This window comes from Alteromonas sp. IB21 (assembly GCF_016405965.1).
Taxonomy (GTDB): domain Bacteria; phylum Pseudomonadota; class Gammaproteobacteria; order Enterobacterales; family Alteromonadaceae; genus Alteromonas.
On record NZ_JAEFCD010000010.1, the window covers coordinates 43,189 to 57,254 of the forward strand.

General features: G+C 45.0%; 10 protein-coding genes. 2 read left to right on the plus strand and 8 right to left on the minus strand.

Annotated features, from left to right (window positions below; all coding sequences use genetic code 11):
• Window positions 1–7: 7 nt before the first annotated feature.
• The 3 genes from mobA to topA all read right to left on the minus strand — a co-directional run bounded on the left by mobA (window position 8) and on the right by topA (window position 4,111).
• Entirely contained in the window at window positions 8–601 is a 594-nt protein-coding gene (gene mobA, locus JC525_RS08720) for a molybdenum cofactor guanylyltransferase (RefSeq protein ID WP_233095080.1), read from the minus strand.
• A gap of 167 nt (window positions 602–768) precedes the next feature.
• Entirely contained in the window at window positions 769–1,320 is a 552-nt protein-coding gene (locus JC525_RS08725; protein ID WP_198815480.1) for a DUF2058 domain-containing protein, read from the minus strand.
• Between the two features lie 130 nt (window positions 1,321–1,450).
• Window positions 1,451–4,111 carry a type I DNA topoisomerase gene (gene topA / locus JC525_RS08730; protein ID WP_198815481.1) on the minus strand — a complete coding sequence of 887 codons (2,661 nt, stop codon included), beginning with the start codon at window positions 4,109–4,111 and terminating at the stop codon, window positions 1,451–1,453.
• A gap of 397 nt (window positions 4,112–4,508) precedes the next feature.
• Between topA and astB the strand changes: the two genes are divergently transcribed.
• A complete protein-coding gene (astB, locus tag JC525_RS08735) occupies window positions 4,509–5,849 on the plus strand; it encodes an N-succinylarginine dihydrolase (protein WP_198815482.1) in 1,341 nt (446 codons plus the stop codon).
• Window positions 5,850–5,995: 146 nt separating this feature from the next.
• On the opposite strand, the gene JC525_RS08740 is transcribed toward astB, so the two are convergent.
• A complete protein-coding gene (locus JC525_RS08740; RefSeq protein ID WP_198815483.1) occupies window positions 5,996–8,545 on the minus strand; it encodes an Ig-like domain-containing protein in 2,550 nt (849 codons plus the stop codon).
• Between the two features lie 114 nt (window positions 8,546–8,659).
• On the opposite strand from JC525_RS08740, the gene JC525_RS08745 reads away from it, so the two are divergent.
• On the plus strand, window positions 8,660–10,006 hold the full coding sequence (locus tag JC525_RS08745) for a dicarboxylate/amino acid:cation symporter (RefSeq protein ID WP_198815484.1): 1,347 nt from the start codon (window positions 8,660–8,662) through the stop codon (window positions 10,004–10,006).
• A 170-nt stretch (window positions 10,007–10,176) separates the two neighbouring features.
• Here the strand turns inward: JC525_RS08745 and JC525_RS08750 are convergent, their stop codons facing one another.
• The 4 genes from JC525_RS08750 to JC525_RS19905 form a co-directional block, all read right to left on the minus strand.
• A complete protein-coding gene (locus tag JC525_RS08750) occupies window positions 10,177–11,403 on the minus strand; it encodes a lipoprotein-releasing ABC transporter permease subunit (RefSeq protein ID WP_198815485.1) in 1,227 nt (408 codons plus the stop codon).
• Window positions 11,390–12,100 (minus strand): lipoprotein-releasing ABC transporter ATP-binding protein LolD, encoded by a 711-nt coding sequence (gene lolD, locus JC525_RS08755; protein WP_198815486.1) that lies wholly within the window; start codon window positions 12,098–12,100, stop codon window positions 11,390–11,392. Before lolD ends, JC525_RS08750 begins: the two co-directional genes overlap by 14 nt.
• Window positions 12,101–12,187: 87 nt before the next feature.
• Entirely contained in the window at window positions 12,188–13,741 is a 1,554-nt protein-coding gene (locus JC525_RS08760; RefSeq protein ID WP_198815487.1) for an EAL domain-containing protein, read from the minus strand.
• A gap of 85 nt (window positions 13,742–13,826) precedes the next feature.
• Window positions 13,827–14,066, minus strand: a 240-nt coding sequence (locus JC525_RS19905) for a hypothetical protein (protein WP_233095081.1), incomplete at its 5' end; no start/stop codon positions are given.

Genomic DNA, 14,066 nt, shown 5'->3' on the forward strand with positions numbered 1-14,066 from the left:
TTTTCGCTCACAAAGAATGATGTGGTTTGTTTGTAGGCCAATCGTTTGGTGTATTAACATTAAGCCATTGCGCTTCATTTTCAACACTTGATGAAGAAAGCGCTAACGCATTTACGTGCTCTAGAAAACCAATAACCCGCCTTTTACCTTGGTTAACAAGATAATCAGTTAAAACCTTTTGTGTGTTGCTGCTAATCGGTAAATAGAAAGGGAGAAAGCGGTTTTCGACAAAGCAAGCCCGTTTATTTTGCCTTCCTAGCGATACCAATTGACTCAGTAACTGTGGTGTCATTCGAGGCATATCGACGGGCAAAACCAAAAGTTCATGCCTTTTTGCTTTCCCTTTTTTCGACGGTTTACATGACGGGTTTTCTACTATTTCACAAACCGCGGCATGCACTCCGCCTAGCGGCCCAGCGTCCTCTATTTTATCACGGAGATACCCCTCCTCATTACGGCTCACTATTACGCTTTCACACCCCGCCGCCTCAAGCAAATGGGAAGCATGTGATATCAAAGTACATCCGTTAAATTGCATCAACGCTTTGTCCTGCCCCATGCGTCGAGAAGCACCACCCGCTAGCACTACCCCGTATAACATGCCTATCTCCATCTTGATTGGGTTGTGTATACTTTCTTCTTTGAAAAAAATCTTAGGCCGCGCTCAATACTATTAAACTTAGGCGATAAAGCGCCATTTGCGAACCACACAGGAAAGTCAACGCAACCCTATAAAATTAGAGCTGCGTCGACGCTAGGGTGAGTGGACTACCAGGTTAAGTCGTCAGGAATTTCGTAGTCAGCATACCAATCATCTTCAGCTTCGTCTTTACCGTCAGTGCCGCTCTTATCTAAATCAGCACGATAGATGACTGAAGCCTCGTCGCGCTGAGCAATTTTGTCAGCAACTGGCATAGGTACAAGCTCGTAAGCATCATCCAACAAGACAATAGCTAACCGGCCTTTAGTCACTTGTTTGTGAATGGACTCACTCACGTACATGCGCTTTACCACGTTATCGTGAGTAAAGTTCAGCACAACGTCACCGTCGCGAGGCTGCTTATTCGCTGTGATCAACTGTCTGACCTGGGCCACAATTGAGCGCTTCTCACGCTCTTGGTGCTGCAATTGATTTAACTCACGAGAGCGCGCTTTTTTCTCTTCGGCAGCCTGTTGAGCCGCTAAGGTTGCTTCATCGAGTACCGGCTGTTTCTGTTTGTTTTTTTGCTTTTGCTTCTTGCGCTTGTCCGCACGAGCTTGCTTAGCAGTACTTTTATCTGCCAAACCGGCTTTTAAAAGTTGGTCTTGTAAAGAGGACATAATCAACTCTCACTAATAAATATCTAATTTTAACGTCTAGGCGCATCTACATAGATGCTGATACGTAATAAGCCCGAAAAAATTCGGGCTTATATTACGCATAAGACAAAGCGTTTGACTTCACTATGCGTTACTTTTTCTTCGCTTTTGACTTAGCCGCAGGCGCTTTCGTCGATTGCTCTTGCCATTTCCCGTTGTCGTACCAGGCAGACCATCCTGTCGCTTTACCGCTGTCATTTTCAGACATGACATATTGCTGCTTGGTCTTTCTGCTATAGCGAACGATTGCTGGGTTACCGTCAGGGTCAGTTTGTGGCGCATCGGCAAGATAATAGAATTTCGGCGAAATTCTGTCTCTAAAGCGAGCAAGTTCTTCCACTTTCGGCGCACGAGTTTCTCGCGACTTAGGAAAGTTATGGGCTGCTAAGAAAACACCCGAGGCACCATCACGAAGCATAAAATGGGCGTCCGACTTTTCACATGGAAGCTCAGGCAAATCCACTGGGTCTTCTTTTGGAGGCGCAGCTTCACCGTTTCTTAGCAGCTTACGGGTGTTCTTACATTCTTCGTTAGTACAGCCAAAGTACTTGCCGAATCGTCCGTTTTTAAGCTCCATATCACTGCCGCACTTGTCGCACTCGATAATGGGGCCGTCATAGCCTTTAATTTTGAATGTGCCGGTTTCAACCAAGGTTCCGTCGCACGTTGGCGTGTTGCCACAAACGTGAAGTTTACGGGTTTCGTCAACCAAGTAACTGTCCATAGCCGTACCGCACTTCGGACAACGCTTTTTAGAGCGAAGCGCTTCTGTTTCGAGCTCTTCTTCGTCGTCCACCTTCACCACTTCATCGCCAGGCGTTAAGTTCATGGTGTTTGTGCAGCGCTCTTTAGGCGGCAAGTTGTAACCTGAACAGCCCAGGAACACGCCCGTCGATGCGGTTCTTACGTTCATTTCGCGACCGCACTTATCGCAGTCGATGCCCGCTGGTATCGCCTGATTTAGGCGCATACCGCCTTCTTCTGGCTCTTTTTCGGCGTTTAAAAGCTTACCGTAGAAGCCACTGTAGAATTCGTTGAGTACATCTTTCCAGTCCTTGTTGCCTTCAGCAATATCATCGAGATGTTGCTCCATATTGGCGGTAAAGTCATAGCTCATCAGATCGTCGAAGTTTTCCATCAGACGATCGTTGACAATCTCGCCCATCTTCTCGGCATAGAAACGTTTATTTTCCAAACGTACATAACCACGGTCTTGTATGGTAGAGATGATACTTGCATACGTTGAAGGACGTCCAATGCCTCGTTTTTCAAGCTCTTTAACCAAGGACGCTTCGTTAAATCGAGCGACAGGTTTAGTGAAATGCTGCTTAGGATCAAGTGCTTTCAAGTCAAGCACGTCGCCTTTCTGCACATCTGGCAACATTAATTCTTCATCGCCTTTTTTGCGAAGCTGTGGCTGCACACGAGTCCAACCGTCAAACTTAAGCACGCGGCCTTTCGCAGTAAGTTCATAGTCGCCTGCCGCCACTTTAATGGTGGTAGCGTCATACTTTGCAGGTGTCATCTGACAAGCTAAGAATTGACGCCAAATAAGCTCATACAAGCGCTGCGCATCGCGTTCCATATCACCAAGGTTCGCCGCACTGATATTTACGTTAGAAGGACGAATGGCCTCGTGCGCCTCCTGTGCGCCTTCTTTGCTGCCGTAGCGAATTGGTGAATCTGGCAAATATTTGTCACCAAACTTATCTGTAATATACGCTCTTGCGCTTTCGACCGCCTCTTTACTCAGGTTGGTTGAATCAGTACGCATATAGGTGATGTAACCCGCCTCGTAGAGACGCTGCGCCATCATCATGGTTTTCTTAACGCCAAAACCTAGTCGAGTACTTGCTGCCTGCTGCAGTGTTGACGTAATAAACGGCGCTGATGGACGGCTCTGCGTTGGCTTAGATTCACGACTTTCTACCGTGTATTTTGCGTTTTCTAAATCCGCCAGCGCCTTGTCGGCCTGCGCTTTATTTTTCGGTTTAAACCCATCGCCCTGATATTTAGCAACCAGCATGCGAAGCGCCGCTTTTTCTTGACTGGTTAGGTCCGCGTGAACATCCCAGAACTCTTCTGGAACAAAGGCTTTGATTTCTCGTTCGCGCTCTACCACTAAGCGCACTGCTACCGACTGAACACGACCCGCTGAGAGACCACGCGCAATCTTCTTCCACAGTAGTGGCGATACCATAAAGCCCACTACTCGGTCTAGGAATCGACGAGCCTGCTGTGCGTTTACACGAGAAATGTTTAACTCACCCGGGGCCGAAAACGCATCTTGAATCGCGTTTTTCGTGATCTCGTTAAACACCACTCGCTGATACGTTTTGCCTTTGGTGCCGAGCAGTTCTTGTAGGTGCCATGCAATTGCTTCTCCCTCGCGATCCAAATCGGTTGCGAGATAAATAGTATCGGCATCTTTAGCAAGCTTTTTTAGTTCGTTTACGACCTTTTCTTTACCCTGCAGCACCTGGTAATGCGCCTTCCAGTCTTTTTCTGGATCCACACCCATCCTGTCTACAAGTTTTAAATATTCGTGTCGGCGAAGATATTCTTGTCGCGCTTCTTCGCTTAAAGTTTTGAGTTCTTTAGCCGGTTTTTTAGGCTCTACTTTGCCTAATGCCTTCGTCGGAAGATCTCGCACGTGGCCAACCGAACTTTTTACGATAAAATCTTTACCGAGATATTTATTTATCGTTTTCGCTTTGGCTGGTGACTCGACTATGACCAGTGATTTTGCCATATAATTGAACTAAACCTATTGATTTTAAATGACTATTTACGTCAAATTCTGAAATTTGGAGCAACCTTGCACTATATATAGGGTACCCGCTCTTTTTTAACATATATCTACAAAGTGAATGGAAAACAAGATCTTCTTCATACTTATTCTTTCCTTCGCTCTAATTGCACCCAAATTCTGTTCATTAAATAACCAGCACGATTGGCTTTGGCCTTAAAAGCCGTATAATGCGAGCCATTCCAACCTGGCCTGACAACGTTTTCAGGTAAATAAGAAGTGTATCGTTTTACTCATCGCTGTGAGCACAAGTATGACCGCTGATAAAAAAATCAAGGTCGCACGAGTGTCAAAGTTAGCATAAGAGTCAAGCGGCAACACACCTAGAATGAGGGAAAGTATGAAGCAGTTTGAAGTTAACTTTGACGGTCTAGTAGGCCCTACCCACAACTATGCCGGTTTATCCTTCGGCAATGTTGCTTCACTGAACAATGCCAATGCGGTGAGTAGTCCGAAACAGGCTGCGAAGCAAGGCTTAGCGAAAGCAAAAGCCCTCACTGACATGGGTATGATGCAAGGTGTCTTAGCGCCGCAAGAGCGACCGGATATTGCTGCTCTTCGTCGTTTAGGCTTTACGGGAAGTGATGCAAGAGTACTAGAAAGCGCTGCAAAGCAGTCTCGCGAGATTTTTCTTGCCTGCTGCTCTGCTAGTAGTATGTGGACTGCAAATGCTGCTACTGTGTCTCCTAGCGCCGATACTGCCGATGGACGAGTTCACTTTACCCCTGCAAACTTAACCAACAAGTTTCATCGCTCTTTAGAGCCCCAAGTAACGGGAAACATTCTGCGCGGTACTTTTGCCAATGAAAAGTACTTTGCCCATCATCAGCACTTACCTGACAATGAACATTTTGGTGACGAGGGCGCAGCAAATCATACTCGTCTTTGTAGCAATTATGGCCAAGCGGGCGTAGAGCTGTTTGTTTATGGCCGTCATGCGTTTGATACCAGCAAACCTGCACCGACAAAATACCCTGCCCGCCAAACACTAGAGGCCTGCCAGGCTGTAGCACGCTTACACGGCCTTGACGATGAAGGCGTGGTTTATATGCAACAAAACCCTGACGTTATTGACCAGGGTGTATTCCACAATGATGTCATCGCAGTGGGTAATCAGAATGTGTTGTTTTTCCATGAACAGGCTTTTTTCCAAAAAGAAGCGGGCCTACAGGAACTTCAGGCAAAATTTGGTGATGAACCACTTCATTTCATTGAGGTGCCAACGGATGAAGTGTCAGTCTTAGATGCGGTTAAAACCTATTTGTTTAATACGCAAATTATTACGCTACCAAGTGGCGACATGACCATAATTGCACCAACTGAATGTCAGGAAAACGAAGCGGTTAGTCGCTATCTGGACAAACTGGTCACATTGGGAACGCCAATTAAGTCTGTAAACTATTTCGATGTGAAACAGAGCATGCGTAACGGTGGAGGCCCTGCTTGCTTGCGCTTGCGCGTTGCGATGAACGATCAAGAGCTAGCAGCGGTAAACCCAAACACGCTAATCAACGAGACACAGTTCGCACGCTTAAACGCGTGGGTGGATAAACACTATCGTGACGAACTTACCGAAAATGATTTGCGTGATCCGCAGTTGCTTATTGAATCTCGCACAGCACTTGATGAGTTGACTCAAATTCTTAAGATTGGATCTGTTTATCCTTTCCAGCAGGTGTAATTACGCGACACAGCCGTGAACGAAATTTAAGTCGTGAACGCAATTTAAGGCGTGAAAACTATTTAAGGCGTGAACACTTTTAAGGCGCGTCACCTTAAAAATATAAAGCCGGCATAACGCCGGCTTTCTTGACTATCGCTTATTTGCTAGGGGTTAACCAATGTACATTGGTCAGTGACACCAAAAGGGTTAGCTGGCGGCGCCGCTCCTTCATCAGTCACGTCGTCGGCTGATATATCTAAGGTGTAATTCATTGATGCTTGCGCCTCACTTCCAGTAGACTGGCCGAAAACGGAAATCACGGCATCGTACCAAACTGCATAGCTGCTTGGGTAACGATACTCTAATTCCGCATAGCCGTTTTCGTCCGTCACAGCGTTGCCATTAGTAAAGGTAATTGTCCCCACTAATCCCGGCGTAAGCAGCCCGTCACCGTTAGTATCTTCGTCAGTTGGTGTTGTATCCAATATGCCGTTGTCATTAATGTCTTCGGTAAGACAGTTCTGATTGACTATCGCTATCCACTGAGATTCGTCGTCATTATAGACCCAAAACCCTGTGCGATACTCACCGTCATTCACGTATTTCGCCGGAGTTACAGACGCGGTAAGGTTCACACCACTCACCGGTTGGCCAGCAGAGTCGGATACGAAAACAGCAAAACGTTTTAAGTATGATGTAGACGTGGGCTCTTCAATCTCATTACCTGTTCCTAGAGAGATATCGAACGCGCGAGCACCAACAGTTAAAGAGACTCTGTCTTCAATGGCAGGATCATCGGCAACAAAAGCGGTTATCGCAACAGATTCCAAGGTAGATACCGAGCCGGATGTAAATACAGTTGTTGCTATCCCTTTGCTGTCTGTCGTTGCTTGAGACGGTGATACAAAACCGGTAGACACGTCAGAAACCGTAAAGTTTATCACGCTATTTTTGACCAGGTTACCATTTACATCTCGAACAACAGCACTAATCGTGCTGGTTTGACCGTCAGGGCCAAGAATATCAGGTGATGCGTCGGCGATAAGTGTATGCGGTGTTGTTGCAATAAACTCAATTTGCGTTAGCGCGGAGACTAAAACATTGCCGCTTCCGTCATTGGCAGACGCTGTAATTGCAGAAATACCAGCATTATTTGCGCTAATATCGATACTTGCTTGGCCATTTGCATCGGTCGTTACCGTAGCATCACCAGCAATTTGACCGCGAGAAGCGCTAAATGTCACGTCTCGACCAACTACGGGCGTGTTGTTCTGACGCCACTGTACGGTAATGGTTTGCGACTGTCCCAATGGCACTTCTTCTTCCGGCAAATTAACAAAGTTAAATTCGTCTTGCTGAACCTGCACCGTAAAGTTTGTTTCAGCATTAAGTGCTGATGCCGTAATTGTATTTTCTCCAGAAGCGGATGCCGTATAGGATACCGTAGCTTGACCATTAGCCCCGGTATTAACTGTGGTGCTGCTAAGCGTGCCATTAGTAACACTTAAGACAACATCTTCGTTATCAATAGGCTGGCCATCGGAGTCTTGAAGGCGGATCGTATAATCAACAGTATCATTTAAAATGACAGATGAGGCACCGTTAATGATTACTTCTGTCCCTCGAATCGTAATATCAACAGACTCAGAAAGACTGCCAGCGCCGGCAGTAATGGTAATAGTACGGTTTGATTTATCGTTTTGCGATGTCAGTATTGCACGGGCTGTACCATCGGAAAGGGTAACAGGTTGCGTGAGTTGAAGCTCAACGCCATCGCCTGTTTGGGCTGAAAAGCTCACTTCAACCCCTTCCATCAATACGCTTTGTTCGTTTTTAACTAATGCAATCAACTCTACCTCATCGCTACCGCTTGAAGCCAATTGAATATTGTTAGCGAAAAGTTCCAAGGAGGCAGGCTCTTCGCTAACTGTTGTACTTCCTGTCGAGCTGAATGTCGTAGAATCACTCTCACCTGTGGGTAATGTTGCGGTTACTTGACCGTCACCAGAAGCGCTTCCCACCGACATACCTATAGTCGCAACACCTTCACTATTAGTTAGTGCAGTCGCTGTATCATTTGAGAACGTTGCAAGTTCATCGTTACTCAACGAAAACGTAAGCAGAAGATCTGCCTGAGGTTCACCTTGAGAGTTAGTAACCGTTGCTAGCGCCACTAATGCATTATTTGTTGATAAGCTATTGTCGGTTTCTCCGGCGGCGTTTTGCAACGTTAACGCAACGGTTATCGTTGTTGGGTCTACGGTACTCACCGCTGTAGCGGAGAATGTCGTTTTTCCGGTTTCCCCTGAACTCAATGCTGCAGTAATCTCACCATCGCCAGATGCAGTACTGGCGTTTAAACGAAGCCGTGCCACACCATTCGCGTTGGTGCGTGCTGTGCCTGTGTCGTTGCCAAATTCAGCGAGTTCAGTATTGCTCAGCGTAAACGTTAAAAGCGCATCTGAGAGGGGGTTACCGTCTTCATCTGTCACAGTCGCGACAGCGAACAAGCTGTTGTCTTCTGATAAATTGTTATCGCTTGCTCCGCTTTCGTTCTCTAAAGATAGCGAAATCTTATAAGAAGGGGTTGTTGTACCGCCGCCTCCAGTTCCATTATCCGTGTCTTCCCGAGAGACTGACGAACCGCCTCCACCACATGCTGTTAGCATAAATATTGCGCTAATTAAGCTTAGCGTTCTCGCTAATGTCGACATAATTCGTTCCTGAACCTCTTTTATTGACAATTGCGTCGTTTTTTATGTTTAAAAATCAACTGAATCTGGCACACTACGAAAGATTAAAAATATAAAAATGCACAGGAAACATTGATGTCTTCAACTGCACATAAGTATAGTTTAACCGCACGTATCTTTATCGGCATGGCTGCCGGTATCTTGACTGGTGTATTTCTCCAATTGTTATTTGATGATAGCGGAGATTTTGCTTTTTCGATATTCGGTTTCGAGTTCTCAACGTATAACATTCTTGTAGAAGGTATATTTTCGACTCTCGGGCAAATATTTATCGCCAGTTTAAAAATGTTGGTCGTTCCGCTTGTCTTTGTTTCTTTGATCTGTGGCACCAGTACCCTTTCTGACCCAAGTAAATTGGGAAGGCTTGGTGCAAAGTCCGTCGGGCTGTATGTTGTCACAACGGCAATCGCTATAACACTAGCCATGAGTATAGCTTTGGTAGTGTCTCCAGGTGAAGGGCTAAATTTAACAACACAAACAACATTTGAAGCGAAAGAAGCGCCTAGTTTATCTGACGTTATCGTCAATATGTTCCCAAGCAATCCGATAAATTCGATGGCGCAAGGCAATATGCTTCAAATTATTGTTTTTGCGGTACTCTTTGGTATCGCAATGGCGATGACTGGCGACGCAGGGAAACGCCTGACAGCCATCTTTGAAGACATTAATACCGTTATTATGCGCTTAGTTACTATTATCATGAACCTAGCGCCATATGGCGTATACGTGTTAATGGCAAAGCTCTTTTCAACCATTGGTGGCGAGACCATACTGAGTTTAGCGAAATATTTCTTCTTGGTCTTTGGCGTGCTTATTCTTCACGGGCTTGTGACTTACTCTATTTTACTTAAAGCACTAGCAGGTTTGAATCCGTTTATATTAATGAGAAAAATGCGAGATGCAGCGCTTTTCGCCTTCAGCACATCCAGTAGCAGTGCCACGCTTCCTGTAACCATGGAAACTGCAAAGAACAAATTAGGTGTAGGTAATTCAGTCTCCTCGTTTACTCTACCGCTAGGTGCGACAATCAACATGGACGGCACCGCCATCATGCAGGGAGTGGCAACCGTGTTTATTGCGCAAGTCTATGCCGTAGACCTAAGCCTGAGCGACTACATGATGGTGGTACTGACAGCCACCCTCGCTTCTATTGGTACCGCTGGCGTGCCGGGCGTTGGGCTTATTATGCTTGCCATGGTATTACAACAGGTAAACCTGCCCGTTGAAGGTATTGCTCTTATTATTGGTGTAGACAGACTGCTCGATATGACCCGTACCGCGGTTAACATCACTGGCGACTGCATGGTGTCGTGCGTGGTAGCAAAGAGCGAAGGCGCGCTTGATGAAAGTGTTTATAATGATCCGAAAGCGGGCTTGAAACAAGAAGACGTGGATTTCGAGCACTTTGAGAAAAACCAATAGCAGAAGCTTGAAAGTCTACTCAAATAGAGGCCAGCTTCGCTGGCCTTTTTTATAAAACACAACATCTATGCGCCCTTATAGCTAAATGCGCAAGCGACGTCGCCACCTAAGAGAAACCTTCATCGAACTATCCGCTAAAAACATAGAGAACATACATCAAAACTTCATGATCAGTGAAGCGCAGAAGATGGGGAAATGTTTACCGCTTTCTGTGCAGGGTATAGCGTGGCCCCTACGCTCAAGAACATAGCAACGATAATAGTTACAATAACATCCTGCCAATGCAGGCTCGATGGTAAGAAGTCGATAAAATAGATGTCGCCAGACAATATTTCTACGCCCAATCCTGATTCGATAATACGTACAATATCTGAAAGATTAGGCGCGACTAAAAGCGCAAGTGTCACCCCTACCGTTATCCCGACAAAACCATTAATAACGCCCTGTAGTACGAATGCATTGCGAATTAAGCTATCGCTGGCTCCCATTGTTTTTAAAATGGCAATAGAAGCCTGCTTATCTCTCACTGCCATGACCAGAGACGAGACGATGTTGAAACATGCAACGGCTATTACCAACGATAATGCAATATAGACAACCGCTCTTACTAATTGGATATCGCTGTACAAATGCCCTTGGGTACGTGTCCAGTCAGACATATACACCGCTTGTGGATAGCTATACCCAATATCGCGCATGGTGTCATAAGCAGAAAAAGGGTCCTTCAACGTAAACTGTATACCTTGTGCTTTAGATGCTATCCCAATTGCGTTTGAAGCGACCTCAAGGTGCATAAGTCCTAGCTGGTTATCCAGTTCGCCACCAACAGATAATACCCCCGCTATTTCAAGCGTAATAGCACGCGGTGCTTTGAATGTGAGATCTTGCGTAGTTTGAGGAATGAGGATCTGTACTTTATCGCCAACCTCAAGACCCATTGAGGTGAAAATTCCTTTCCCCACAATCAAACTATTACTTTGACGGCTAAACCTCAGCCAATCTTGCTTCGACACCCTTTCAGCATATTTTTCATCCACTTGTTCAACAGGAACCCCGGTAACACTGATCGCTTTTAGCTCTCCGTTCGACTGAAGCATGCCTGTTAGGCCGGTATAAGGCGTAACACTTGCTAGCCGGCTATCTTGAGAAAAACGATATAGCTGCGCTTCAAGGTTTTCGATGCCGCTTTCGCTTTTACTATAAATTTCACCATGGGGAACCACGCTCAATATTCTGCCGGTAAGCTCTTTTTCAAAGCCGTTCATCACGCTAAGCAACACGATTAAAACGAAACATCCAAGCCCTATGCCAATGGTAGAAGACATCGAGATAAAAGATATAAAGCGCTGTTGAGAACGTGTTTTCCTAAACTTTTGCGCAAGTTCAAGGGCGAGCATGATGGCTCTCCTTTGGTATTACTTCACTCGCTAAACGGCCATCTTTTATTTTTAACACCCTATCCATTTTTTTCGCTAACGCGATGTCATGGGTCACAACGACGAAGGCAGTACCTTTTTTTTCACTCAAGCTTTTAAGTAGCTTATATATTTGCTGACCGGTGGAATCATCAAGATTTCCCGTCGGCTCGTCAGCTAAAACAACAGAAGGTTCTGTAACCAAAGCGCGAGCAATGGCTACTCGTTGGCGCTCACCGCCAGACATAGCAGAAGGTAAATGGTCGAAGCGATGTGATAAGCCGACTTCCTCAAGCATATCTCTCGCTTTAGCTTCAGCATGCTTCGCTGAGAGACCTCTTATACGAAGGGGCATTGCCACGTTTTCCAGAGCCGTAAATTCGCCAAGCAAATGGTGGAATTGATAGATAAAACCCATCTCATTGTTGCGAAGTTTTGCTAATGCATTACTTGATAACTGGCTTAGCGCCTTACCTTTAAATTCAATGTCACCGCTTGTAGGTTTATCCAGGCCACCGAGAATATGGAGAAGTGTACTTTTTCCTGAACCGGAGCTTCCTAATATTGCTACATGCTCACCAGCTTTGATCGCCAAAGAGACATCATGTAGAACGGGCGTAGCGTTGCTTCCGTCTTGATAGGTTTTATTGATATTGCGGCAAATTAGCACGTCTTGCATGCGACTGTTCTTCTAAGTTTTTCAGGCGGTTAATGGTAGCGTTAAACACTACCAACACCAACCGAAAAATGACAGTCATAAAACGCGTCAGAGGGTCTCTTGAACGGTTTTTGCAAGTGCATTGGCTGATTGTGGTTTACCGAATAACCAACCTTGTCCAAAACCTATTTTCAGCATTTTAAGTTCATTAAGCTGCTCAAGATTTTCCACGCCTTCCGCAATCAACTCTACGTTGAGGCCATCTGCAATACTTACAATGTGAGGAATAAGTGACGAGCGGATACTGTTTTCTTCCATATCCATGACAAAACTTCGGTCAATTTTTAGATAATCACAGTTTAACGTTTTTAACTGGCCTAAATTCGAATAGCCAACCCCAAAATCATCAATAGCAAATAGGAAGCCTTTGCTTTTTAGTGACTTAATGTGTTTTGCTGCGCTCTGCGTGGCTATTTGCTCGTCTTCGGTTATTTCTAACACCAACTTGAAATTTTTGATGTTCATATCAAGAACAAAATCTAAGTTAAGACAACTGTCGCGGGTAAAATCGAACGGAAATAAATTAAACGACACTTTAAATCCTTCAGGAATATCGGGGTTGTCGTTAAGATCGTTCATGGCTTTAGTTATCATGTCGACGGTGAATTCCCACGTCATATCTTGCTCTTTTACTTGGGGAATAAATTCGTCCGGGTATATTGGCCCAAACTCGTCTTTAAAACGGCTTAATACTTCACAACCGATGACCTTACCAGACTGTAAGTCTACAAATGGTTGATAAAGGCAGTAAAATTTATGTTCCCGCAGCCCTTTATTCACTCTTGATTCTAATGAACGTCTTCGTCTTAAATAATTAAACGTTATCATATGTGTGAGTGCTGCCGTCATTAGCATGACGAAAACAAATAGCACAAGCTTTCCGAGATGCAGGTCTAACACTCTTCCGTGGTCAGATTTAACCTGAAGACATGTACTGGTATAACGTTCATCACACAAAATAAACTGTAATGAAAAATACCCGGTGCGTGCATCCATGTCCTGCTGACTAAGCGTCGAGTCAACTAAAGCAGGGTTTCCAGCCATATGATAAAATTGATCACCGTTGTAGAAAAGCTGCCAGTCCTGGATATAGCTGTAGCCAATGATACTATCCATATCTAACACGGCATTGTAACGACCTCGTTTTACAATAGTCCCTGTCGCTTGCTTGTCAAAAAGCTGCAGCGGCGTATTGATCCAAAACGCATCATCAAGCTTGGTATAAAAATCGGGCTCGTCTGTCGCTAACGGCTCCTCTAAAATGCCCAGATAGGTGCTGCAAACAAGCGCATTTTCTTCATAAAAACCTATTTCTTTTACAAAACGAGAGCGAAAGAGCGTTTTTCTCATTTCAGCTAAGTTGTCTTTGCCACACGATTCATATGGAAGTGCATTGAGGTAGTCCAATGTTATTTCTGCATCTCTAAAAACAGCACGCACATTATTGAGAATCTCTGATGCGCGATTTTCTTCCTGCTCTCGAACAAACAGAAACATAACAGCGCCAAGCAGCAGGGTTACGGCTACTACGCTGATTAAAGAAACGAGAATGGCTTTTAGGTTATCTGCGAGAAAATACTGTTTTTGTTCACTTTTTGTCATAAGTCTTTGCTTCTAGAACATGCAGAGCGTAACTCTAGTACAACTGTGAAAAAAAGCATTACGACTTTAGCGCATATTATTGTTTTTAATGAAGAGAAAATCGGTAAAGCAGAATCTGATAAACGGGAGCTTGGATTAAAAATTCAATGAAAGTATGGAAAAAAGCGTAAAGTGTTATTTTGGGCGTAAACTGTTGTTTTGAAGTGGGCTGTAATTTTGAAAATACCAAGAAACTTTCTGAGGAGATATATCTAAAGGCTTCCAAAAATGGCGGAGCGGACGGGACTCGAACCCGCGACCCCCGGCGTGACAGGCCGGTATTCAA